General features: G+C 33.9%; 22 protein-coding genes. 12 read left to right on the plus strand and 10 right to left on the minus strand.

All coding sequences use genetic code 11. The annotated features are described in order from the left end of the window. The 9 genes from X928_RS00380 (at position 1) to rbsK (ending at position 9,384) form a co-directional block, all read left to right on the plus strand. Complete coding sequence (locus X928_RS00380; RefSeq protein ID WP_103077999.1) at positions 1-1,515, plus strand: ABC transporter ATP-binding protein; 1,515 nt, start codon at positions 1-3, stop codon at positions 1,513-1,515. Next, positions 1,512-2,567 (plus strand): ABC transporter permease, encoded by a 1,056-nt coding sequence (locus X928_RS00385; RefSeq protein ID WP_103078000.1) that lies wholly within the window; start codon positions 1,512-1,514, stop codon positions 2,565-2,567. Before X928_RS00380 ends, X928_RS00385 begins: the two co-directional genes overlap by 4 nt. 16 nt (positions 2,568-2,583) lie before the next feature. Further along, positions 2,584-3,456: an ABC transporter permease gene (locus tag X928_RS00390; protein ID WP_103078001.1), complete on the plus strand. Its 873-nt coding sequence runs from the start codon at positions 2,584-2,586 to the stop codon at positions 3,454-3,456. A 164-nt stretch (positions 3,457-3,620) separates the two neighbouring features. Next, positions 3,621-4,604 (plus strand): LacI family DNA-binding transcriptional regulator, encoded by a 984-nt coding sequence (locus tag X928_RS00395; protein WP_103078002.1) that lies wholly within the window; start codon positions 3,621-3,623, stop codon positions 4,602-4,604. Position 4,605: 1 nt separating this feature from the next. Then, positions 4,606-5,001, plus strand: coding sequence for a D-ribose pyranase (gene rbsD, locus X928_RS00400; protein WP_103078003.1), 396 nt, complete (start codon positions 4,606-4,608; stop codon positions 4,999-5,001). Next, on the plus strand, positions 5,001-6,491 hold the full coding sequence (locus tag X928_RS00405; RefSeq protein ID WP_103078004.1) for a sugar ABC transporter ATP-binding protein: 1,491 nt from the start codon (positions 5,001-5,003) through the stop codon (positions 6,489-6,491). The genes rbsD and X928_RS00405 overlap by 1 nt, the downstream gene beginning before the upstream one ends. Before the next feature lie 16 nt (positions 6,492-6,507). Further along, complete coding sequence (locus X928_RS00410; RefSeq protein ID WP_103078017.1) at positions 6,508-7,407, plus strand: ABC transporter permease; 900 nt, start codon at positions 6,508-6,510, stop codon at positions 7,405-7,407. Positions 7,408-7,539: 132 nt separating this feature from the next. Further along, positions 7,540-8,409: a ribose ABC transporter substrate-binding protein RbsB gene (rbsB, locus tag X928_RS00415; protein WP_103078005.1), complete on the plus strand. Its 870-nt coding sequence runs from the start codon at positions 7,540-7,542 to the stop codon at positions 8,407-8,409. Between the two features lie 57 nt (positions 8,410-8,466). Continuing rightward, positions 8,467-9,384 (plus strand): ribokinase, encoded by a 918-nt coding sequence (rbsK, locus tag X928_RS00420; RefSeq protein WP_103078006.1) that lies wholly within the window; start codon positions 8,467-8,469, stop codon positions 9,382-9,384. Here the strand turns inward: rbsK and X928_RS00425 are convergent. Together X928_RS00425 and X928_RS00430 are read right to left on the minus strand one after the other, a co-directional pair. Then, on the minus strand, positions 9,379-10,581 hold the full coding sequence (locus X928_RS00425) for an MFS transporter (RefSeq protein ID WP_245857134.1): 1,203 nt from the start codon (positions 10,579-10,581) through the stop codon (positions 9,379-9,381). The genes rbsK and X928_RS00425 overlap by 6 nt on opposite strands. A gap of 77 nt (positions 10,582-10,658) precedes the next feature. Beyond that, positions 10,659-12,263 (minus strand): gamma-glutamyltransferase family protein, encoded by a 1,605-nt coding sequence (locus X928_RS00430; protein WP_103078008.1) that lies wholly within the window; start codon positions 12,261-12,263, stop codon positions 10,659-10,661. A gap of 135 nt (positions 12,264-12,398) precedes the next feature. Between X928_RS00430 and X928_RS00435 the strand changes: the two genes are divergently transcribed. Together X928_RS00435 and X928_RS00440 are read left to right on the plus strand one after the other, a co-directional pair. After that, on the plus strand, positions 12,399-12,932 hold the full coding sequence (locus tag X928_RS00435; RefSeq protein WP_103078009.1) for a hypothetical protein: 534 nt from the start codon (positions 12,399-12,401) through the stop codon (positions 12,930-12,932). 91 nt (positions 12,933-13,023) lie between these two features. Then, positions 13,024-13,608 (plus strand): outer membrane beta-barrel protein, encoded by a 585-nt coding sequence (locus X928_RS00440; RefSeq protein WP_103078010.1) that lies wholly within the window; start codon positions 13,024-13,026, stop codon positions 13,606-13,608. Between the two features lie 51 nt (positions 13,609-13,659). On the opposite strand, the gene X928_RS00445 is transcribed toward X928_RS00440, so the two are convergent. The 7 genes from X928_RS00445 to X928_RS00470 form a co-directional block, all read right to left on the minus strand. Further along, the gene (locus X928_RS00445) at positions 13,660-14,211 is read right to left on the minus strand and encodes a GNAT family N-acetyltransferase (RefSeq protein WP_103077375.1); all 552 of its coding nucleotides are present in this window, start codon (positions 14,209-14,211) and stop codon (positions 13,660-13,662) included. Positions 14,212-14,513: 302 nt separating this feature from the next. Next, complete coding sequence (locus X928_RS00450; protein ID WP_103078011.1) at positions 14,514-15,152, minus strand: tyrosine-protein phosphatase; 639 nt, start codon at positions 15,150-15,152, stop codon at positions 14,514-14,516. Between the two features lie 26 nt (positions 15,153-15,178). Next, complete coding sequence (locus tag X928_RS00455; protein ID WP_245857135.1) at positions 15,179-17,143, minus strand: GumC family protein; 1,965 nt, start codon at positions 17,141-17,143, stop codon at positions 15,179-15,181. 30 nt (positions 17,144-17,173) lie between these two features. Further along, on the minus strand, positions 17,174-17,341 hold the full coding sequence (locus tag X928_RS10210; RefSeq protein WP_245857136.1) for a Wzz/FepE/Etk N-terminal domain-containing protein: 168 nt from the start codon (positions 17,339-17,341) through the stop codon (positions 17,174-17,176). A 109-nt stretch (positions 17,342-17,450) separates the two neighbouring features. After that, positions 17,451-19,313, minus strand: coding sequence for a GumC family protein (locus X928_RS00460; RefSeq protein WP_169926240.1), 1,863 nt, complete (start codon positions 19,311-19,313; stop codon positions 17,451-17,453). A 114-nt stretch (positions 19,314-19,427) separates the two neighbouring features. Next, positions 19,428-22,673 carry a PD-(D/E)XK nuclease family protein gene (locus X928_RS00465; RefSeq protein ID WP_103078013.1) on the minus strand — a complete coding sequence of 1,082 codons (3,246 nt, stop codon included), beginning with the start codon at positions 22,671-22,673 and terminating at the stop codon, positions 19,428-19,430. A 4-nt stretch (positions 22,674-22,677) separates the two neighbouring features. Further along, a complete protein-coding gene (locus X928_RS00470; protein WP_103078014.1) occupies positions 22,678-23,127 on the minus strand; it encodes an early set domain-containing protein in 450 nt (149 codons plus the stop codon). A gap of 190 nt (positions 23,128-23,317) precedes the next feature. On the opposite strand from X928_RS00470, the gene X928_RS00475 reads away from it, so the two are divergent. Continuing rightward, a complete protein-coding gene (locus tag X928_RS00475; protein ID WP_103078015.1) occupies positions 23,318-24,910 on the plus strand; it encodes a DEAD/DEAH box helicase in 1,593 nt (530 codons plus the stop codon). Positions 24,911-24,942: 32 nt separating this feature from the next. Here the strand turns inward: X928_RS00475 and X928_RS00480 are convergent. Then, positions 24,943-25,496, minus strand: a 554-nt coding sequence (locus X928_RS00480; RefSeq protein WP_281255708.1) for a malic enzyme-like NAD(P)-binding protein, incomplete at its 5' end; no start/stop codon positions are given.

Raw genomic sequence — 25,496 nt, forward strand, 5'->3', positions numbered from 1 at the left:
ATGTCATATATACAAATAAGAAATATATATAAAATATACCCACCTGATGTTTTAGCCTTGGAAGGAGTGAATTTCTCCTTAGAAAAAGGGGAAATTCACTCTATTATAGGCGAAAACGGAGCCGGAAAAAGTACATTGATGAAGATTTTATACGGTATGGTGCCTCCGTCCAGTGGTGAGATCTTTATCAATAATCAAGAACAAAAAATAACTAACCCAAACGTAGCTATCAAACTTGGTATAGGTATGGTTCACCAAGAATTTATGCTCGTTCCTTCTTTTAAGGTATACGAGAACGTTGTTTTAGGTTTGGAAAAGACAAAAAATTTCGGCTTCTTAGATAAAGAAAAAATATTAAATGAATTAGAAGAGATTACCAAAAAATTTAATCTGTCTGTCGATCTACAAGCAACTACTTCTAACCTCTCTGTCGCAGCCCAACAAAAAGTGGAGATCCTAAAATTGCTGTACAGAAAGGTTGACACGCTGATTTTTGATGAACCAACAGCCGTACTAACACCTCAAGAAACTCAACAACTATTCAAAGAGATTAGAAATATTAGAGATACTGGCAAAACTATTGTTTTTATCAGTCATAAATTGGAAGAAGTATTGGAAATCTCAGATATTATAACAGTTATGAGAAGAGGAAAAATTATCTCAACTTTAAAGAACGAAAAACGTTCAAAAGGTGAATTGGCAAAAATGATGGTGGGTAAAGAGGTTATGCTAACAGTGAAGAAGGTTCCAAAAGAACCAGGTAAAGAAATTTTTAAATGTGCAAATTTGACTGTTGCTTCTAATAAAACAAAGATAAATCTATTGTCAAACATCAATATTGTCATTAGATCAGGTGAAATAGTGGGTTTAGCAGGCGTTGAAGGCAATGGTCAATACGAGATCGTACAAACAATAATTGGTGAAATTTATCCGCACCACGGAAAAATATTTATAGAAGATCAAAATATCACAGAGCTCCCCATCAGAAAAAGAAGAAGACTAATAAGTTATATCCCTGCTGACAGAAAAAGATACGGATTAGCTTTGAATGCCATTTTAACAGAAAATCTTTCCATGACTCACCACTTAGGCGAAAAATTATCAAAATTTAAATATATCATGGATTGGAAAAAGGCTAAAAAATTTGCGAAAGATTTGATCAATCAATACAACATCCTTTCAAGAAGTATAAACGATGTTCCTAAAAGTCTTTCGGGAGGTAATCAGCAGAAATTAATAGTTGCGCGTGAATTCAGCCTCGATGCACCATTTTTGCTTTTGGACCAGCCAACCAGAGGATTAGATGTTGGTTCAATCGAATATGTTCATAACGTTATCCTTGAGATGAGAAAAAAAGGAAAAGGGATTTTGTTGATCTCTGCAGATCTGGATGAACTTTTATCTATGTGCAATAGGTTGTACGTTTTACGAAAAGGGGAAATAGTTGCTGAATTGGACCCCAACATCCATTCAAAAGAAGAAGTGGGAGAGTACATGCTGGGGGCTAAACTATGAAAAGTTTAAATAAAATATTAACAGGAATCGTTGGTATAGCCTTATCTTTTCTTGCAGCTGCGGTTCTGATTAAACTTCAGGGAAATTCGCCTATCGATGCTTATCGAGCATTATTTAATTACGGATTAGCTTCATGGTTTTCTCTTTCTTCGACCTTAAACAACGCTACCCCATTGATATTAACGGGCATGTCTGCAGCGATAGCGTTCAGTTCAAATGTGGTGAACCTTGGAGAACCAGGACAATTGATTGTCGGAGCCTTGACCGCTGCGCTTTTGGGATACTATCTACCCATACCAGGAGTATTGGGGATATTTGTTATTTTGATAATTTCTGGTATCATTGGTGGTTTATATGGTGGCTTGGCTGGTGTACTAAAAAAGTATTACAAAATGGATGAATTTATAACCACTTTGATGTTGAATTTCATAGCAGATTACTTGACCTTGTACCTGGCAACATATCCATTTTTGGATGAAAAATCGTACGTTCCTGCCACTCATATGATAAAAAGAGAATTTTTTCTTCCCACTATAAACGGAATAAATATAAGTTTTTTCATAGCGATTTTTATGGTCTTTGTTTCATTTTTTGTTGTAACTTATCTAAAAAAAGGTTACGAATGGCGGATGATGGGACATAATTATGACTTTTCAAAGATTGGCGGATGTAAAAATGAAGAAAATTTAATCTGGGTTATGTTTTACACAGGGTTCCTTTCCGGATTAGCGGGAGCTTTGTTGATATTGGGTGGAACTCAACATAGGTTTATTAAAGGAATCGGAGCAAACTACGGTTGGGATGGAGTAATGCTTGCCATAGTGGGGGGTAACGGAGTGATTGAAACATCTGTTTTTGCCGTATTCTTCGGATTTCTTAAAGCAGGTGGGATAGGTATGGAATTCGAGGTATTCATACCTTCTGAATTCACAATGGTTCTTCAGGCTATAATCGTTTTATTGGTTGTCTCAACAAGGAGTACGATATCTTACTACAGCGATAAAATCAAGGCTTCTCTGAAAGCAAAAAGAGTGGTGAAATCCTCTGACTAATATAATTTCTTTATTAATTAGAGACAGTTTTAGTAGCGCAACTCCTATACTCCTTGCAGCGTTGGGGGGGACTTTTACCTATTACGCTAACGTATTCAACATTGCTATGGAAGGTATGATGCTCATCGGGGCTTTTTTCGGAGTTTTGGGAAGCTATCTTTTTCAAAGTTGGGCAATGGGTATGTTGTTTGCAGTGATTTCCGGAGCTGTTGTTGCTCTGATTTTTTCAGCATTTGCGTTGTCTCTTAAAACAGACGAATTCTTAACTGGTATTGGTATAAATATGCTCGCTTTGGGCGGAACTACGTATCTTTTAAGGAACATCTTCGATGTAAAAGGTGCTTTCATATCTCCAAGGATAGAATCTCTTCCAACATGGGATATACCTATTTTAAATCAAATTCCTATACTCTCACAAATATTGAACAATCATCCCTTTATTGTTTACGTATCAATACTTTTAGCTTTGTTGCTAGAAGTTATAATATTTCACACGAAATTCGGTCTCAGACTTAGAGCAACAGGGGAAGATCCAGAAACCACAAGATCTTTAGGCATTAACCCTAATAAAATGAAATTTACCTCTATACTACTTTCAGGTATACTTTCTTCCATGGGTGGAACATACTTATCCTTAGGCTATGTTACCCTTTTCAGTGAAAATATGTCAAACGGTAGAGGATGGATCTCTTTGGCTATAATAATCTTGGTAAAAGGTCGTCCTTTAGGAATACTTTTAATGTCTTTACTGTTCGGATTTTTTGAGAGTGTAACTTTCACCCTTCAAAACTTCAATATTCCACCACAAATCACTTCCATGTTACCTTATTTGATCACTTTGGTAGTCTTATTCTTATACAGTTCCAACAAAAGTAAAGAAGAAAAATGAATAAAATTAAGAAAACAAAAGAAAAATCAAGTTAATCGACTATAATTCCGTCTAATTTCTTCTAATCCCCCATAATCAAGTTTGCAATTTAAATTATTTAGAGATATACTTAAAACAAGCAGTTTCGAAAACGTTTGCATAATAATTGTAACAAGGTGGTTTTTATGAATAAACAAATAACTATAAAAGATATAGCAAAAGAAGCGGGGGTTTCCATATCAACTGTTTCAAGGGTGGTAAACAGTTCCTTACCGGTAAAAAAAGAAACGAAAGAAAAAGTTTTAAAGGCAATTGAAAAGTTTAATTATTATCCTGATTCTCTTGCCAGGAGTTTAAGAGTTGGATACACAAAGACAATAGGTATAATCATCCCAAATATTGCCAACCCCTTTTTTGCAACTATAGTAAGAGGAGCAGAAGATTTTCTAAGATCAAAAGGCTTTTCTTTGATGATATGCAATTCGGATAACAACATTGTTGAAGAAAAAAAATTATTTAAAACATTAATCGAAAAGAAAGTCGATGGGATTTTGTACTCAGGCATAGGTGACCATGTTGAAAATCTCATAAATAGGAATGTTAAAACCGTTTTCATAGACAGGGTCATTAAAAACAATAAATTCTCTTACGTTTGTTCAAACAACTACAACGCAATGTATAAATTACTGGAATACCTATACAATTCAAATCACAGAAAATTCATATTTATAAGCGGCCAAAAAGAAATATTCAGCGCAGCTGAAAGATTAAGAGCCTTCCAAGATTTTGCAAATGAATATAAGATAGATTACAAAATATACGAGGGAGAGTACACCCATGAATCGGGGCTTTCGGTGGCTAAAAAGATTAAAAATCTTCCCGACGTTGTAGTATGTGCAAATGATTTGTTGGCTTATGGAGTTATAGAACATTTTAAATCAAAGGGCTTGAAAGTGCCAAATGATGTAAGCGTTACTGGATACGATGACATTGCTTTTAGTAAAATGTTCTCTCCACCCTTAACTACTGTGAAACAACCTATTTATGAAATGGGAAAAACGGCCGGAGAAATGATCTTTACAATACTTTCAAGGAAATCAGATCACACTCCTGTAAAACAGTTTGAGAACGAAATAATAATTCGAGAAAGTACGAGGAGGAGAAATTAAGTTGAAAAAGCAAGGCATATTCAATTCTCAGATATCATACTTTGTTGCCTCAATGGGACATAAAGATATGTTAAGTATAGTTGATATGGGTTACCCAATACCAAAAGAAGCTACATTTGTTGACTTAGTTTTTGATAAAGGTATACCAAATTTTATTGATTCCATAAAAATGGTTTTATACGAATTAGAAGTTGAGAAAGTGATTATTGCCGATGAGATGGAAGTAAATAATCTTAAAAATTATCAAAAAGTGATCGATATATTTTCAAATATTGAGATAGAGAAAAAAGCACATGAAGAGTTTAAAGATCTAGCAAAAAATTCCAAATTTTTTATAAGAACTGGAGAATGTACCCCCTTTTCAAACATTATATTGATTTCAGGGGTGATTTTTTAATGTTATTAGAAATGGTAGATATTACAAAAACCTTCCCAGGGGTTTTAGCACTTGACAAAGTAAGTTTCAACTTAAAAGAAAAAGAAATACATGCCCTACTTGGAGAAAACGGAGCTGGCAAAAGTACGTTAATCAAAATACTTGGTGGGATTTATCAGGCAGATAGTGGCGAGATAATTTTAAATGGGGAAAAAGTAATCTTTCGATCACCTATAGAAGCAAAAAAAAGAGGAATAGCCATAATACACCAGGAATTAATGCTAGCTGAAAATTTATCGATTGCTGAAAATATATTTTTAGGAAAAGAGAAAGGCAATTTCTTAAATATCGATTTTAAATCTATGGCTATCGAAGCAAAAAAATATCTTAAAATGCTTGATTTTGAAATAGATCCAAAAATAAAGGTTTCTAAGCTAAATGTATCAGAAAAACAGTTGGTGGAAATTGCGAAGGCTATAGCATCACAAGCCAAAATTATCGTTATGGACGAACCTACCGCTACAATTACTGAACACGAAACAAGAACTTTATTTAAGGTTATGAGGGATCTTAGAGAAAAGGGGATTTCTATTATTTTTATAACCCACAAACTCGAAGAAGTTTATCAAATTGCCGATAGGGTAACCGTCCTTAGAGATGGTAAATTGGTGGGTTCTGGAAATTTAGAAGAGCTAAACCAAGATGACCTGATAAAGATGATGGTAGGAAGAGAAATAAAAGATATGTTCCCTAAATTTAATAAGGTAAGAGATAAAATTGTCCTACAAGTTGAGGAATTTGAAATTCGTGGTAAGGTTTATCCACTTTCTTTTGAAGTTAGGGAAGGGGAAATATTTGGAATAACAGGATTGGTTGGTTGTGGAAAATCTGAACTGGCATTGGGGCTTTTTGGAGCATACAAATCAACCTTCAAAAACTTTATTGTAGATGACCAAAAGGTAGAAGAGCTTAAGACTCCCTCTCAGGCGTTGAAAAAGGGTATAGTTTTGGTTCCTGAGGACAGAAAATCTCAAGGGCTTGTTCAGCTTTTGACTGTTGTTGATAACATAACTATTCCCAATGCTGAAGAATTCGCTCCTATTTTCAATATTGATTGGAAAAAAGCTACAGAAGAGACTAAAAATCAGATCAAAAAATATAATATAAAAGTATCGTCTGACAAACAGAAGGTGAAAAACTTGTCTGGCGGAAATCAACAGAAGGTTGTATTAGCAAAATTTTTGTTAAAACAACCAAAAATTGCTATCCTTGTAGAACCTACTCGAGGAATAGACGTTGGAGCTAAAATAGAAGTTTATAAGCTTATAAACGATTTAGCTAATAGAGGAATAGGAGTGATTTTAGTGACTTCAGAGATTCCGGAAATTTTGGGGTTATGTGACAGAGTTCTGATAATGCATAGAGGTAGAAAAACGGCTTTATTGGAAAAGGAAGAAATGACACCAGAAAATATACTAAAAGCTGGAATGGGGTTGGTTGAGCTTGTTTAAAACTCTCTTAAATTTTATGAGAAAAAATCCCGCCCTCGTTGGTTTTATCATTTTGTTTGTGGTACTTTCAATTTTTACAGACAGTTTCTTTAATCTCTATAATATAGTTAATGTTATTAGACAAGTTTCAATAATGGCTATAATCGGTTTCGGAATGACACTTGTAATAATTTCTGGGGGAATAGATCTCTCTGTTGGTTCAACTTTTGCGCTTAGCGCAGTTGTTATGGCTTCCATAGTCAAAGATGGGAGAGTTCTACTAGGAATAATCGTAGGATTATTAATTGGTGCAGCGATAGGGGCATTTAATGGAATTGTCATCTCGAAAGGCAAGATCCAGCCTTTCATTGTAACTTTGGCTACAATGGCTATAGGAAGGAGTTTAACCTTAGCATACACTGAAGGCATCCCAATCTCGATTTTTCCTGATAGTTTTAGATTTTTGGGTAGAGGGGATATATTTGGGATACCTGTGCCCATTTTGATCATGTTAGGTATATTTTTTCTTTCCCTTTACATACTAAAAAAGACAAAGTTGGGATTGTATATATACTCAATTGGAGGAAATGAAGAAGCCACAAAACTCAGTGGAGTAAACGTGGATAGATATAAAACCATTGTTTATATGTTGAGTGGACTTTTTAGTGCGATCAGCGCTATAATCTTGACAGCAAGATTGAACAGTGCTCAAGCCACTTTTGGACAAGGGTATGAACTTGACGCAATAGCAACAGTCGTTTTGGGCGGAGCAAGTTTAGCTGGAGGAAAAGGTGGAGTGTTAGGAACGTTGTTTGGTGCCCTTCTTCTAGGAACAATTAACAACGGAATGAACTTGATGAATATTTCCCCATTTTATCAAGATTTAGTTAAAGGAGTCATAATACTGTTAGCTGTTCTTTCAGAAAAAGAGGAATAAAAACATTTAGCAGCTTGCCGCGGAGTGAAAGTACAAAACTCCCCCCATTCCTTATGGGTGGGGAGCGGGGCGAAGGGGCGCTAAACCCCGTTTTTAAACTTTCTAAAAACATATCAAAGGAGGTAGAGAAAGATGAGAAAGGTATTAGTATTTGTATTGTTAGTGTTGTTTGTTTCAACGTTTAGTTTTGGAGTAAAGATAGGTTTATCGGTTTCAACATTAAACAACCCATTTTTTGTAGACTTAGCAAACGGTGCAGAAGATAAAGCTAATGAATTAGGGATAGAACTGTTGGTAGTTGATGCCCGAGACGATCCAGCAAAGCAACTAAACGATATAGAAGATCTGATATTACAAAGAGTCGACATGATTTTAGTAAATCCTACTGACAGCGACGCTATTGTAGCAGCTATTGAAGAAGCAAACGACGCTAAAATCCCAGTAATAACTGTTGATAGAAGTGCAAATGGTGGAAAAGTTCTAGTTCACATAGCTTCAGACAACATTGCTGGAGGAAGGATGGCAGGTAGTTTCATTGCGGAACAATTAGGAGGAAAAGGAAAAGTCATAGAATTGGTCGGAGTTCCGGGAACTTCTTCTGCAAGAGAAAGAGGCCAAGGTTTCAACGAAGAAATATCGAAATATCCTGGTATTGAAGTCGTAGCCAGACAAACAGCAAACTACAATAGGGCTGAAGGATTAACCGTTATGGAAAACCTACTTCAGGCTTATCCAGACGTAGACGCCGTTTTTGCTCATAACGATGAAATGGCTTTGGGTGCATTGGAGGCAATAAAGGCTGCTGGTAAGTTACAAGACATCATTGTTGTGGGATTTGATGCCACTCCCGATGCATTAGCTTCTGTTGAAAAAGGTGAACTTAGTGCAACAATAGCTCAACAACCTTACAGAATGGGAGAACTGGCAGTTGAAAAAGCTTATGAATATTTGAGTACAGAGACAATTTACTTCCCCGTTCCACTTCAATTAGTAACAAAATAACTTAAAAAGGGGCGTTATGCCCCTTTTACTGAAATTATTCAAAGGAGAGATAGGCCAATGATCGCTGTTATTGGTAGCAGTAACATGGATATTGTATTCAACGTTGAACATTTTACACTTCCTGGAGAAACCCAAAAAGCCCTTTCGTTAGACTTTTATTTTGGCGGTAAAGGGGCAAATCAAGCCGTTGCAGTCGCTAAGTTATCTGAAAAGCCTGTTTACTTTTGTAGTTGCCTAGGTGATGACGAATATGGGAATCAAATTTCTCAAAACTTTAAAAAGTATAAAATAGAAGGTTATTACGTGCAAAAGAATGAAAAAACAGGTAGGGCTTATATAGAGGTCGAGAACAGTGGTGAGAATAGAATAATTATCTTCTCAGGTGCCAATGATAAGGTGGATAAGGAGAAAATAGATAAGTTTTTTGATAAATATGGTGATGAAATAGATATTTGTTTATTGCAAAATGAAATTCCCATCCAAAGCGTTGAGTATGCTATTTCTAAGTTAAAAGAAAAAGGAATAACTGTTATTTACGATCCCGCTCCTGTTAGAAGTACAAAGATGGAAAGTTTAAACGGTATAGATTTCTTAAACCCCAACGATAAAGAGTTTATGTTCCTTTGTGAAAAAGAAAAGATAGATTTCGACGAAAACAACCTTGCTAAATCAATGCTTGAATTTAAAAGAATTAGTAAGGTAAAAAATTTAATTGTGAAGATGGGAGATAAAGGGGTTAAATACATTGATGAAGATGAAAACTTAGGGAAAATTGAACCCCTAAAAGTAAACCCAGTTGATAGTACCGGTGCTGGAGACATCTTTAATGGAGCCTTTGCCGTAGCCTTTTCAGAAACAAAGGATTTACAGAAAAGCCTTAACTTTGCCAATACCGCTGCCGCAATTTCTGTTGAAAGAAAAGGAGCCCAGTCTTCAATCCCTAAAAGAGAAGTAATATTAAAGCGTTTGTCATGAATTATTACTGTACAACTGATGTAAAATGCCGTTTTTCCTCAAAGGAACGAATAATTTATACATAAAAATCAGTGCCGCGGTATAAAACACGGAGCTAATTAAGAACAAGTAAGTATAACCACTTGGTAGTAAACTTACTATTCCGAATATGAATGCAGCCAAAGACCTTGTCAAAAAATTGGCAGCATTCCTCAGGCTATATATCGATGTGACTCTGTTCTTTGGTAGTGCACTCAAAACAGAGGATGTTTCCACAGGGTTGGTCATATTCATAAAAGTGAATCTCAAAGCGTAAATACCAATAAAAATAAAAGGATTTCGGATAAAACCCAAACTTATAATCAACGGAATAACTATCCCATTTAAAATGAACGTATATTTAAAAGGGCCAAATCTTTTGCCAAGTACTGGTGAAAGGGCAGAGCCAGCAGCGGCGCCGAATTGTGCAATTGACAGAGATATACCTATCAAGGAAGGGGACATGTTGAATAAATCTTTGTATATAATATTTCCAAAATTAACAAACAATCCCGCTCCAAAGGATATCGCCGCTGTTCTTAAAAGATAGTACTTCAAAATGTATTTTTCTTCTTTGTTGTATTGGGAAAAGTCTAAAACTTTTTGAAGGGTGACTCTTTTATCTCTAACGCTTTTGGGTAAATTTTTTAACAATATGGGTGATATGGCATAGCATATTCCTGTTATGTAAAGAGTCAACCTTAAACCCAAATATTCTCCCATAAAACCACCTATGAAGTTTCCTAAAACACCACTAGCCATAAAAATAGCAAAATTGTATCCAAAAGCAGCTCCTCGGATTGAACTATCTGTAACATCCATCAGGTATGAATCCAAGAGTAATCTTCTAGAGGTCATGAATCCACCGTTTAAAAATCCAAGAACTAATAAAATATTTTTATAGGGGAAAGTACTTCTTATCAATAATAGAATGCCAAAACTTATGGAAGATATAATGATCATTTTTTTCTTTCCGATTCTATCCCCAAGGATCCCTATTAAAATCCCAATGATAGCAGCACCAAGCATTTCAAAAGAGGTCATTCGACCAATGAACTGATTTGTATAACCCAAATCTCTCAAAAATAAATTAAAAACAACCCTATAAATTGCCCAAAAAGAGCTACTTATGGACGAAAAAATAAGCAAATTAATAACTTTTCGTGTCAGTTTACTCACCTCAATATAGTTAGCTTGTCTAACTATATTGTACCACCATTTTTTAGACTCTTTTTGGAATTTGCATTAAATTTCTTTTAAAAGCAAGATATGTTACTATCTGCCCTTGGTTCGGTGCCCCCTATCAGCACACCATCCTCTGTTCTATATATAAATTGTCCTCTTCCAAAATTAGAGGAATTTAATGAAACTTCTATTTGATGGCCTTTATCTATTAAAGACTCAAGGATATACTTTGGAAATTCTTTTTCTACCATAATTTCCTTGCCTTTCACCCATTGCCATCTTGGAGCATCCAAGGCTGCCTGAGGATTTAAATGAAAATCGATAAAATTATTAAGGAATTGTAAATGGCCTTGTGGTTGCATGTACCCTCCCATAACTCCAAAAGGTCCTATCGCTTTGTTCTCTTTTGTTATAAAGCCGGGTATAATGGTATGGTATGGCCTTTTTAATGGTTTTAAACAGTTGTGATCCTCTTCATTCAAAGAAAAGCTTGTTCCTCGGTTTTGAAGGCTTATCCCTGTATTCGGAACCACTATTCCAGAGCCAAATCCCATATAGTTACTTTGAATGAAAGAAACCATATTTCCATCTTTATCCGCAGTTGCAAAGTAAACCGTTCCTCCAGAATAGGGATCTCCTGCTTTTGGTAATAGTGCATATTCACCAATAAGATTCCTTCGTTGGTTTGCATATTCTTCTGATAAAAGCGATTCTACTGATACTTTCATCTCTTCTATATCAGTAATATATTTCAATCCATCGCTAAAAGCCAACTTTAAGGCTTCTATTTGTTTGTGGTAACTTTCTGGATCTTCTTTACATCTCATTTCAAACCCTTTTAGTATATTCAAAGCCATCAAAACAATTATACCTTGTCCATTTGGTGGTAATTCCCATACGTCGAATCCTCTGTAATTTACACCAAGTGGTTCCACCCATATAGGTTCAAAACTTTCTAAATCTTCTTGGCAAAAGTAGCCTCCCGTCTTTTTTGAAAAGCTTAAAATTTTTTGAGCTAGTTCTCCAGAATAAAAATTTTTTGCCTTTGTCTGGGCAATTGATTCCAAAGTCTTTGCGTGATGAGTAGATTTCCAAATTTCCCCAACATCAGGTGCGTTCCCATTTGGGGCAAATACTTCAAACCAGGTTTTAAAAATTTCTCCCTTTAATTCTTTTTTATACCTTTTAAAAGCGCTCTGCCATGATTTTGCCGTCACAGGAGAAACGGGGAAACCTTCACTTGCATATTTGATGGATGGTTCTAACAATCTTTCAAAAGGAAGAACACCAAATCTATCAGACAAAGTTACCCACGCAGCTGGAGCACCTGGAACAGTAACTGATTCCCAACCATATGGAGGTATTTTTTCAAACCCTTTCTCTTTCATTAGTTCTAAGGTGAGATTTTTTGGAGCGTATCCACTGGAATTCAACCCATATAGTTTACCGTCTTTGTAAAGTATAGCGAAGGCATCGCTACCTATGCCGTTGGAAGTAGGTTCCAAGACGGTCAAACCTGCTGCCACCGCAACAGCTGCATCAATCGCGTTCCCACCTTTTTTTAAAATATCTATACCTATCTCAGAAGCTAATGGATTAGTTGTTGCCACCATCCCGTTTTTCGCATAAATAGGGATCCTTTTTGATGGATAAGCAAATTTTAATGGATCAAACATTTCAACTACTCCTTTCTTTTAATCTAATTTTAAGGAATGTAGTCTATTATATCATTGAAATCGAATAAATTAAAAGGGCGTAGATATAAGTTTTCATAAATAGTACAATGGGTTATTTCAGGAGGTGACGTAATTATGATAAAAGCTACAAAATTCACTAGCATATTATTAATTTTTCTATTGTTTGTTTTTTCATCTTTTGCAAGTAATACGTCTTACACTGGATTTACCGATTTGGATAATTTGTCTTTAGTTTCTTCAACTCATGGTAATCTCAATTTAATGGAATTGATTGGCGAGATGGAAGTGGATCAAAATAAAAAACCCAAGATTACCATAGGGGTCTATCATTTAGCTTCTACTGATGATTACACTATAAAAATTAAAGAATTGAATGATCTAAATTATAACCAAGACTACAGTTCGACTTTTAATTCGATGGCAAGTATATCCCATAACCGATCCAAAAATCCTTCTGACAAATTGATCAAATCAGATCCAAACGTCAAAAATAAAAATTATAAAAACGATTACTCTTATAAAAATGATTTAACAAATAATTTTGTTCAAAAAAACAGTAGATTAGATTACATACTTTCTCTTAACCTTTTTAAACAAAATACGCCAGATTTCATCGAAATTCAACAAAATGTATTCATTTTTTCTTAAAGGTATAAAATAAGTATGATATAATAAAGGACAAAATGTTTGTTAGTTTTTTTAATAATTTCTACAAAATCTCAGAGAGGAGGGAACAAAGATGAAAAAGGTTTTCGCAACGTTGTTGGTAGGTATGTTAGCTGTTTTTAGTTTCGCCGCATTCGAAGTTACAGGTGGTTATGTGAATGCATCAGTAGCGGCTAGTGAGACGGATATAGCAACAGCTGTAATGATGCATGGGGTTAGTGTTGGTGCAAATTATCTGTACGATGAATTAGGTGTAGAAGGTGGAACTTTGTTAGTCGGCGGTTCTTTTGATTATTATTTTCCCGCAGAATTTGTTGATGAAAGTGAAGTTGCTACAGACTTATCTCAAATGATTATAGGTGTCAACGCCGGTTACAGACAGAGTTTAAACGCCTTTTTCCCAGACTTACCATTTGGAATGTATGCACAAGGCTTGGTTAACTATTCATTGGGATTAGGAGATGCTAAGGTTGTAGCAAGCAGTTTAGGTTTCGGTGGTGGAGCTGGAGCAAACTTCGTAGTTCAAAACCTCAATATGAATGTAGGCGCAGATGTTCTATTTGAAAAGCCAACTTTAGCTGAGGATTACAACGAAGTTTATAAGAGTGAGTTCCAATGGAGACCAAAATTCAAGGTTTACGCAGGCGTACAATTCTAATTTAAAAGGTAAACAAAGATAACTTAAAAAACCTCCGTACAGGAGGTTTTTTTATTTTAATTTTTTTCTCATCTCGATAGCGACTATTCTATATCCTGATTTTAAAAAGAGAGTTTCTAAAAACCTCAAAAATTTTGGTAAAGTAACAACTCTCTGTTTTTGAAACCCTTTCATCAAATTAATGTTTGTCTCGTCGAATCCAAGGTTTTTATACATATTATACGCAACTTTGTTATTCCCAAAAACATTCAATTCAAGAAATTTTACCTTTTCTTTTTTTAATATTTCTTCTAATTCTTTTATAGCGCTCTTTGCAAATCCCCTTTTTTGATACTTAGGAAAAATCCTAATATCGTATATAAACGCTTTTTTAGAACTGTAATTGACAAAAACCCATATTCTTCCAACGTGTTCATTATTAGTGCTTATAACATTATAACCGTAGTTTTTCCCTTTTTTCATATCTTCGTTCCAGATGGTATCAATTTGATCCTCAGCTCTCACCAAGGCTTCTTGGTATGGAATCAACAAATTCTCAGCCAAAACTTTTGAATATTCTTCGTACATTTTCTTTTTGTATATTTCAAACTCTTCTTTGCTCATTAATTCGAGCTTCGTTACCGACACCTCCAAAAGATGTTATCTTTTCCCGCCCACCACCCTATAAGGAATTTACTAAAATTAACTACTTCAGGAATTATCTAAAAAGTATCTTTAGGAATTATCTAAAAAGTAACTTTAGGAATATAAAAAGTAGCTTAAGGAATTATTAAAAAAGTTTTTTAAGAGATTATGCAAAAAAGCTAATTAAGGGATCATGTAAAAAAGTGTTATCTTTTCCCGCCCACCGCCCCATAAGGAATTACTTAAAATTAGTTACTTGAGGAATCGTTTTAATAAGTAACTTAAGGAACTATTCCTAAAATATTGAAAGCATTTTTGGTTATTTCGGAATATTTTTTGAACAAACTTAAATCAACTTCTTCTCTATTCGAACTTCCATGATTATCAGTCGCTAAGAAATCCACCAAGTAATTATCATAATAATACTTACCTTCTTGAGTTTTTAACCCTTCAAAATTGACTTGGAAGAGTACACCCATTTCTCTCATTCTTTGAATGATGTCTTTGTGTTCATATAACCATTTGTATCGTTCCACATGTACAAGAATAACTTCATAACCATCCAATTGTAAATTAAATATCGAATCAAGGGCATAAATAGGCATAGGTTGTATTGGGAATTCTATCAAAACGAAGGAATTAAACGGAATAAAATCCTTGTAATCTGGAGTAAGATATAATTCAGAGGCAAGATAGGTCCTTAAACCAATTTCATTTTTTATTCTTTCTTTTACCTTTTGATAAACTTCTTTGATGTTAGTTATATCTGTTTTAACAGAAGGATGGTTGACATGAGGTGTAAAAATAACATGGGTAATGTCGTTTTCTTTATACCTTCTCAGTTCATTTAATGTCTCTTCAATAGTTTTTACACCGTCATCAACTCCAGGTAATAGATGACAATGAATGTCGATATACATTTTATTTTACCCCCTTTATGGGCCCCCTATGTTCTAGTTTTTCTTCTTCTCTTCTTTGTCTTGCTTTTATCCCCATCATCCGAGTAATAATAATAGTAATAGTAGTAATAATTAGAGGATTTTTCGTTTACATCATTTATAACCGTTCCAATGAGTTTTACCCCTGATGTTGTTATGTTTTCAATCGCAGCTTTTAAAGTTGGTTTCAAAGTTTGTCCATATCGAGTCACTAATACCAGTCCATCTGAATATCTTGATGCAATCATAGCATCAGGAGCAACCATTATTGGTGGAAGATCAATAATGACCTTATCGTAATACTCCTTGAGTTTATCGAGTAGATCTTTAAATTCATTTGAAGTTAATATAGAGGTAGGATTTGGAGGTAAAGTTCCAACAGGTAAAACAAAAAAGTTATTGAGAGACTCAAACGGCTTCTTTACAGATTGTTCTATAGAAACTCCTCTCAATAAATGGTTAACTAGCCCTACATTCTTACTTTTTAAATTCAAAATCCTTTCAACTCTGGGTCTTCTCATATCGGCGTCTATCAACAAGGTTTTGTTACCGCTTTGGGCGTAAGAAATAGCAACATTGGAAGCAGTCATTGTTTTACCTTCAGCGGGGCCACCACTGGAAAAGGTAATAACATTAGGTTCTTTAGCATTAGAAAAGTTAATATTGGAAGCCAGCATCTTGTAGGCTTCGGAGATTGGTGAGACTGGATCCCTTAATACTATTAATTCATCTTTTGTTTCGTTGTCTACATGCAAATGAGGAATTCTACCAAGAACAGGGTACCCCTTAACTATCATTTTCAATTCATTTTCATCTTTAACCTTTTTATCCAGATACTCGATGAGAAAAACTACAAGTATACCTAAAAAGATCCCTAAAATCCCTCCTATTGCGGCAGTCAGAGTTTTATTTGGTTTAACAGCATTTGGGGAAACAAAGGCAGGGTCTATTATACTTGCAGTCCCAATTACACCTGCTTCAGCAATCTTAGCCTCTTCTAATTTTTCTAAAAGAAGAACATAAAGATTTTCTTTTACTCTTACCTCTCTTTCGTAATTCATAAGTCTTTGCTCCAATGCAGGTAATTGCTTCAATTGGGATTGATATGTGTTTCTTAACGTTGTTAAAGATTGTATTGTGCCTTGAAGAACTTGCTGCCCGGCTTGTTCTTGGATCAATTGTGAATACAAGCTAATATACATTGGATTAGCGGTTTTTACTTGGGAAGTTACAATAGTACTTATCTCATTTTTTAGCATCTCTTGGGCTTGATTCAGCTCTTCCTTTAATCTCAAAACTTCAGGATCAGATGGGGATTTAGTACCTTCCAAGCCTGCGAGCTGAACCTGTATATTTACTATTTGATTTCTTAAATTACTTACGACTGGGTTTATCGAGATTGTTTCAGATGAAATGATTTCCTGATCCATACTTTTTAAGGTGTCATTCAACGTTTGCAATCTTATCTTTGTTTCTTCCATTTGGATCTGATAAGTGTTTATCTGTTGATCGTAGGAGACCAGAAATTGTAATATTGATTTTGCCTCTTCATCTAACAAAAAAATATTGTTTTCCTCTTTAAAATTTCTAAGATCGTCTTGAGCAGCGTTCAAATCACTTTCAGCTAATGGAATTTGCTCTTCTATAAACCTTCTTCTTGCTGTGTACTCGTTTTGAGACAAACTTTTTAATAAATCGTTATATACAACTGCTAAATTATTAGCGATGCTTCTTGCAAGTTCCTTGTCTTCACTTTGAACCGATATCCGTACGATATTTGTATCGCTAACAGGTGAGACAGTGATCATTTCTTCCAGGGCACGAACGACACTGTTTCTTGTGACATCTTCCGGATTTTCAGCTTTTGCTTGAAAATATTCCATTAAGTTTAAATTGTCGATTACTTTTTCAAGGTTTCTTCTACTTTTTATCAATTCAATTTCTGTCGATATCTTTGATGAAGTTGACCCCATCTGTGTGCCAAAAATATCTGCAACCGAACTTTATTTAGAGGAATCGATTTTCAAGGTTGTATTTGCTTCATAAATTGGAGTAGCGTTGAAAAGGTAGATTAAGGTAATTGCTACCGTTACAACTACGGTTAACAAAAACCACCAGGATCTTTTTTTGAATATTTTTAAAATGTCCTCGAAAGTTAACTCGTTTTCCATATTTAACCCCCTAGGGGAGCTTTAACGTTCTTCATGCAGGAATACTAAATTCTCCCATAAAATCATTATACCAAAATAAATGAAATTTCTTTAATCTTTAGTTGAACTTTTATTTTTTCACATAAACAACGGTGGGATCCTTTTCTTTTTTGAAAATCTCCTTTATATCTTCCAAGTTTGTTGTTTTTTCTTCTATAAATATAATAATCTTTTCTAAATCATCTCTGTATAGTATATAATCACCGTTGTTGAAATTGTCAAACATGATAAAAGCCTCGTTTGTATTTTTAAACTTCTCAAATTTTTCAAACTTTTCTTTGTAATCTTCGTTTTCCTTTGAAGTAAAATACTCTGTTTTATTAGGTTTTACGGTATTTAAGATGTTGTAAATTCTTTGAGATAGGTTCTGGGCAACTGAGAAATTTCCCAAAAATAGCAACCCGAACTTTTTAAAATCTTTTTTATAAACATAATTAACTATTTTCTCAGCATCGTTTGAATCATCTAAAATGATGTCAGGAACCCCAAATAAACTTTCAAATTCGTATAGATCTTTCACTGTTTTGTCGTTTGCTTCCTTCACAAAAACACCCAAAATTCCCAAGAATATTGCCAATACCCCTCCAATAGCTAAAGTGAGGGTAGTATTTGGTGATACAGGATTTTCTGGTATGTAGGCTGAGGTTATTACTTTGAATTTGTTATCGTATAGTGATGCCTTCATCCTTTCTTGCTCTAAGGCACTTAATAATGTATTATATCTAGCTTGAAGGATAGTTTGCTGTTGTTTTAAAAGAAAATATTCGTAAAGAATGGGAGAGCTTTTCGAGATCTCATCATCTATAACTTGAAGCATGTTTTCATACACCTGCTTGGTTACATCAAACAGTTGTAATTGTGTAATTATCCCAGTGTATTCATTAAAAGTTCCCATATCGATAGATGCAAGAAAGTTTAAATCGTTGGAAAAAATTGCTTCAAGGTTATTTTCCAATTCATTTTCTAAAACGGTTATTTCAGCTTCCAAAGCACCAATTTTAGGAGAACTAGGGGAATTTAACTTTAAAGTTTCTAATTCTATTCTGTCACTTACTAATTTAGATTTTATATCCTTAACAGGTGTGTCTTTTTCTGTGTTTGTTAGTATAAACTCTTTAGTTTCTGGACTCAGTTTGAAAATATTATTTTCAATAGCCTGCTTCCTGATTTCTAATTGGTTTTTATCGGCGTCTAATTTTAGTATATTCATATAGGTTTCTGAATAATAACTAATTAAACTATCAAATGTTTGAGATGAAGTGGAGGAAGAGGCTAATAATTTATTTTTAGTTTGGAAATCCAAAACCTCTTTATTTATCTGATCATATTGCTGAGATACATCTTCAAATAACGTTTCAACTTGATTCAAATAAGACTGTGAATCCTCAAAATAAAGGTTTTCTGCATAATCGGTGTAGTAAGAATACACAAGTGAGACAACCGAAGCAGCCATAGTTGGATCGGAACTTTGGTAACTTATTTCTATCATATTAGTATCTTGAACATTTTGTATATTTATACCTTCTTTTAGTGAATCAATGAGGTCTCTTTCTGTTACTTCTGTACCTCTCAATGTAGCAATTAGCCCTTTGTTTTCGTTTGCTTTTTCTACAAGGTTGAGCTCTTTTACAACGTTTGCTAACACCCAATCGGCTTTCATCCTTTCAATTTCGGTAGTTAAACCTGAATCAGAGGGTTGGCTGATTCCTAACAAGTTTGCTGCAGAAGACATAGACCCTAAAGAGACACTTGGTTGTGAAGAACTTGATTTGTACTCTATAACCTGCTTTGCTTCATACGTGGGAGTTGCAACGAAAAACAGATAAAACGCTGTTAAAAAGATAGTTAAGAGGAAAATAATTAGAAAAGTCCATTTTCTTCTTTTAAAAATTCTGAGTATGTCTGAAAAGGTTAGTTCTCTTTCTTCTTCCATTTCCATCCTCCAATTTTTAGTTATTTTTTTACTGTGTTTAGAAATTCTAAAAGCCTTTTTAGCGCCCCTTTATTTTGTTCTATGCAAAATATTCTACCATATGGTAGACTTATTTCAAAGATATTTTTTTATGTTTATTTTAAAATCTTTTTTGTACTGCATCAATTCGCATAAACTTCTGAATTGGCAAGAAGAACAATCGTAATATTTTTCTCCTGTTTTTGCGTTATTGTATTTATCATACATTTCTTCTAAGAACCTTCTTATTTCTCTTTCTTTTACTGCTATAGGGGTGAAATCAGATTTGTTGATGTTTTGAAAAACTTTCTCTAACCATGTGCAGAATTCTTTAATATCAAAAGATACATACTTAGTTCTAGACTTGTGTTCTTTATATATAATCCGGCCTTTCTGTATTTTTATAAAATTATTATTTTTATGCTCTTTTTTCTTTGATACTACTTGAAATTTTAGATATACATCAGAATTTGCTAATTTGTTTTTCCATTCTTCATTATTTAATAAGGTTAGGTAATAAATTAGCAATTGTTCACTTTGGAAATTTTTTGACCTTTTGTAATCCATAATTGAGTATGCTCCTGGTAAGAGCTGTTCGTCAAACTCATCAAGAAGGTACGCGTAGTTACCGTTCAAAAGATCTACCCTGTCTATTCTAGAGGTTAAGTCTACATCATGAAAATTCCCGATATTTATCTTTGAATTTACCTCTAACTCTGTAGCTATAACTTGAGAATAAGTGAGATCTATACCTTTTTTGAAATGGATATACTTTTGATGTATGTCTTCTATACTTTCTAAAATATCTTCTGTTATTATTTCACTTTCCACGTCTTCTATGGCTTCATAGGTGTGTAAAAAATCGTCAGTATAATCCTCCCAAATATCTTCAATGATATTTTTTATCTCTTCTTTCAATTCTTCTTCGTTGAGAATTTTTTGGGACATAACTTCATAATTTTTGTATTTGGAAAATATCTCTTTCATCACCCTGTGCTTTATAAGTCCATCAAAAAACTTCTCAAAATCTTTATCTCCATTTAATCTGCCTTCAATTCCGAGGTAATACTTAAAAGGGCAATCCACATAGGTAGTAATTTTTGTATGACTTAACCCTCCAAGATCGGTATTTTTATATAATTGCCAGCCTGGATTAGTTATCTCTTTTTTTAATCTCTCAATATCAGTGTGGTGTTTATCAGGTAAATATTCTTTCTTTCCGTTCAATATATAATAAATAGTAGCTTCTGTTTCAGAGAAAATATTTTCGGGATCTTTTGGTAGGATTTCTTTTTTAGAGAGAAACTCTTGGGAATATTTAACGTTTTTAAAGTTATTTCTAAACTCTTTTTCGTATGGAGAGGGTAGTATTGGTTCACCACTTAGTTTAGCTTTGGGATATGTAAATACGATATTTTCTGCGAAGATCATCGAGATAAACAAGTTTCTTCTACTGATTTTTTCTGAATGTTTGGCGATTGAGGTCCCTTCGTTACTCATAGATGTTATGAAAGGATTGACCTTTATTGAAGGGTAGTTTTCTTCAGTGAAACCGACAAAATATTTGTATTTTTTCTTTACAAATCTTGAGTCTTCAAGGCTCATTATTTCTAGTGTATTATCGTACCTTTCGGATTCTCTATACGTCTCAATCTGAATAAGAGAAGAAAGTATTTTGTAGAACTTTTCAATTCCTAAATTTTTATTTGACTTTAGAATTTTCTCCAAATTTTCTTCGACGTTAAATACTAGTGCTTCAAAAGCTTTTAATGCATTTAATTGACTCTCAATAGGGAGTACATCCTCGTATGTTTTCAGTATGTTGAAATGAGATAGGTAAGTATCTATCCATTCTTTCACTAACTCCCTGTAATCAGAAACACTGAAGTACTTTTTTCGATCTTTGCTTTTCTGGATATTTTCTAAAAGAGAAAATATGTTGCCAAGGCATTTTTTTAATTCATTTAAGTCTTTGAGTTCTTCGCTTATTCTTTCTATTTCTTCTGTACCTTTAAGTTGAGCATTTCTTTTATCTATTTCTTTCTCAACGGTATTCATCCATTTTTCTTTTCGGTTTTTGAGAGAGGATTTTTGTATGTCATAGAATAAGTTCAGTCGCTTTAAATAATGTTCTATCTGCTCCATTGTCAGTTCAGTTACTCCCCCGTAACCACTTTCAATCATCGCCAAGATATCTTCAACCTCACAACCTCTTACCAACGTTTTAATTGGTTGAAGAAGTATCAAAACTATTTGACTTTCGTTTAGCGGAACATCGTTTTTGAACCTGTAAGGTACCTTGGCATCTTCCAAATAATCTGCCAATAATTTTGCAGTTGAACTATTGGGAACAACGATCCCCAATTCATCAGGAGAAAGATTCTCACTTATCAATTTTCTTTTTATTTCTTTTGTAAGAGTTTCTATTTCAGAAACATCGTTGTTCATGGGAAAGATATCAATATGGGTATTTTCAAAAATCCGTTTTAACCCTTTATTTTTCGGTTGGAATTCAAATCCTTCTTTTTTTAAAAAATTGTGTATGTTAGTTATTGAATCAAAACTTCTGTCTTCTATATTGACCCAAGTAATAAAATGAACCTCTTCAAAGAGATCAAAGAAAGCTTTAAGAGTTTTGTTAACAGCTGGAGAGATATCAAAAAATCCGGAAATAACGACCCTTTTTCCTATATATTTTTTCCCCTCTTCTTTCAATCTAGCAGGTAAAATCTCATAAAACCATTTATACACACTAACAGGATCATAATTTCTTTGATATTTAATAGACATATCGAACTTTGTTTCTAAAATATCTTCGAGTTTTTTTTCTAATTTAGTGTAAAGTGTGTACAAATTAGAATTGTTATCTATAGAATCATCGAGCAACTTGTATTCTTCAGAGGATTCAACGATTTCTTCATCTTCAACCCTTGAAATTTCCCATTTTTTCTCGAAAATATCTAATATGTACTCAACTGATTTTTGAGATTTGGATATAACGTTTAGATATTCAGAAAATTCTTCGTCTTTCTTCTCTTCTTCTATTAAGTCCATTATCTCGTTTTCGATGTATACCTTCAAAAAATCTCTATCCAATATTACAGATTGTGGCTGGTATGTTTTTAGCGTCTCAGTTACATATTGGTTTATAACCCTGAAGGCATCACGATTGATAGTTTTTTTTGTTTGTGAGGCAACGTATTCTGCCACTTGCTTCACGTAAAAACCAGAAGGCCCTAGAAACAAAAAGTTCAGAGGATCTTCGTTGTAAAAAGGAAGTACAAGATCTCCAACGTTTTTAAAATGTTCTGGATTTAAGTCAAATAAATAGACCTTTCTCATTTTTCTACCAGCTTTCTATTTCGTTTCTCACTTCATCGAAGTTATATTCAAATTTGTAAGTTCTATTTTCTCTTTCGTTCCCAAAGAAATCCTTCTCTATATAATCATAGTTGCCAAGGTTATATTTGTATTCTATTTCAGTATTTGGAGGCATTCTTAAAGTTAATTGGTACGTTCCATCATCCATTTTTTCAAACCTATAATTTTCATCTCCCACCAACCAATTATTGAAGTTTCCCATCATATAAATTGAAGCATCTTCTGGTGTATCTGCTGGAACGGAAGTGATTATAAAAGTGACTTCGAATAAATTTTCGTCTTCTTCTGAAAATGAGGGTATTTCTGGGGCTGGTGTAGGAGATGGCTGAGCTGTTGCCGAGGCTTTTTGTGAAGAAAAACCAAAAAGCAAAAGAATTATTGCAAAAGGAAGTAAGATTTCTAAAAATCCTTTCAACTCTTTTTTCACCTCTTTAATGGTGTAACTCTGTTTTCAGTTAATTATATCATATTTATTATCTCGATACACAAAAGATTTTTAAGGTAATTGTTATTTAAATTATTAAACAAATACCATTTGTTTACGAAACTTATGGTATAATGTAAAAGGTTATTTTGGCCCAAAAATTAGAAAAAGGAGTAAAAACATGACAAAATTTCAACACATGGGCCTTTCTGATAACATACTCAACATGATTGATAGAAAAGGGTACGAAGAACCAACTCCTATCCAAGAAAAGGTTATACCCCTTCTTTTATCTGGTAAGAATAATGTAATCGGTCAGGCTCAAACTGGTACAGGAAAAACTGCAGCATTTGGTATACCTCTAATTGAAAGATTAGAAGAGAAAGCAAACGACGTTCAAGCTTTAGTATTAACTCCCACGAGAGAGTTAGCTTTACAAGTTTGTAACGAAATCGACTCATTGAAGGGAAACAAAAGATTGAACCTTCTCCCCGTGTATGGAGGAGTTTCAATCGGAAATCAAATCAGAACCCTTAAGAGAAAAGTAGATTTAGTAGTAGGTACCCCAGGAAGAATAATAGACCATTTGAACAGAGGTACTTTAGATATTAGCAAAATTAAGTATTTAGTCATTGATGAAGCCGATGAAATGCTAGATATGGGTTTTATAGAAGATGTGGAGACGATACTCTCAAAAACTAATAAAGAAAAGCAAATTTTGATGTTTTCAGCTACGATGCCTCAAAGGATTATTACCCTTGCTAGAAAGCATATGGGGAATTTTAAAACCGTAACTACAGTTCAAGAAAACAAAGAGGACATAACGGTAAAGAAGGCAAAACAAATTTATTACATGATTTCTGAGTCTGATAAAATAGAACTTTTGAGTAGGCTTATAGATATAGACACTAATTTTTACGGTCTTGTATTTACTAAAACAAAAGTCCAATCAGAAGAAATCGCAAACCAATTAATCAAAAAAGGGTACGAAGCAGAAGCACTAAATGGAGATGTCTCTCAAAATCAAAGGGAAAGAATAATGGACAGATTTAAGAGCAAACGGATAAAAATTTTAATAGCCACAGATGTTGCAGCCAGAGGTATAGATATAGACAATCTTAAATACGTGATCAATTATTCTCTTCCACAAAATCCAGAAAATTACATACACCGTATAGGAAGAACTGCGAGGGCTGGAAATGAGGGTACAGCTATTACTTTTGTTACACCGAGCGAGTATAGAAAATTTATGTTCATCAAGCATTCCTCAAAAGCCTTAATAGAAGAAGCTAAAATACCACAAGCCAAAGATATTGTTAACGCAAAAGTTGAAAAAATAAAAGATGAGATCATATCTAATCTTTCCAAAGATATAGATCCTATTTACGAAATCTTGGCAGAAACAATCTTAGAGGAAACTGACCAAGAGCCGAGTCAAATAATTTCTTCTATTTTAAAGTATTTTTACGGTGGAATCTTGAAAGAAGAAAATTATAACAAAATAAAGGAAGTTAAAAGCTCTTCAAAAGGCAAAGACCAAAGGTTATTTGTTGCATTAGGTAGTTCAAGTAAAATGACACCGAAAAAGCTTGCTGAATTCATTCAAAGGGAAACTGGTGTAACTATTAAAAAAATAAAAGATATACAAGTGATGGATAAATTTTCTTTTGTAACGGTTCCTTCTGAACAAGCTGAAGCAATAATAGAGATATTTAAGCAAAAATCAAATAGAAAAAGACCACTCGTAGTACAAGCTAAGTCCAAAAGAAATTAGAAAGTGAAGTCACAAATGGATTATGGAAACAATTAGTTCGAACTAGAAGCATTTTTAACTGCTTCGTATACGTTCAAATGTAATCTTTTATCATAAGCTTCGGGTAAAATCCTGTTAGGTGTAGGAATACATGAATTTGAAATTGCAAGTATTGCAGAATGGAGCATTTTTTTAGTTATTTTTGATTTTTCCTCTATCGCTCCTTTCATTATTCCTGGAAAGGCTATGAGATTGTTGATTTGGTTAGGATAATCTGATCTGCCAGTCGCCACTATACTTGCCCCGAAGCTTTTTGCTAATATTGGATCTATTTCCGGTAAAGGGTTGGCAAGTGCAAATATTATAGGATTTTTATTCATTTTTTTTACCATCTCTTCATTCAAAATATTACCCTTGGATACGCCTACAAACACATCCGCACCAAAAAGAGCATCTGAGAGATTCCCGGTTATATTTTCTGGATTCGTTATCTTTGCTAATTCTTGGTGATATTCATGCAAACAGCTTTCTAGAGCATTTTTACTCAACACCCCATTTTTGTCAACTAAAACAAGATTTATGACCCCAAAATCCATCAAAAACTTGG

Source organism: Petrotoga miotherma DSM 10691, assembly GCF_002895605.1.
GTDB lineage: Bacteria > Thermotogota > Thermotogae > Petrotogales > Petrotogaceae > Petrotoga > Petrotoga miotherma.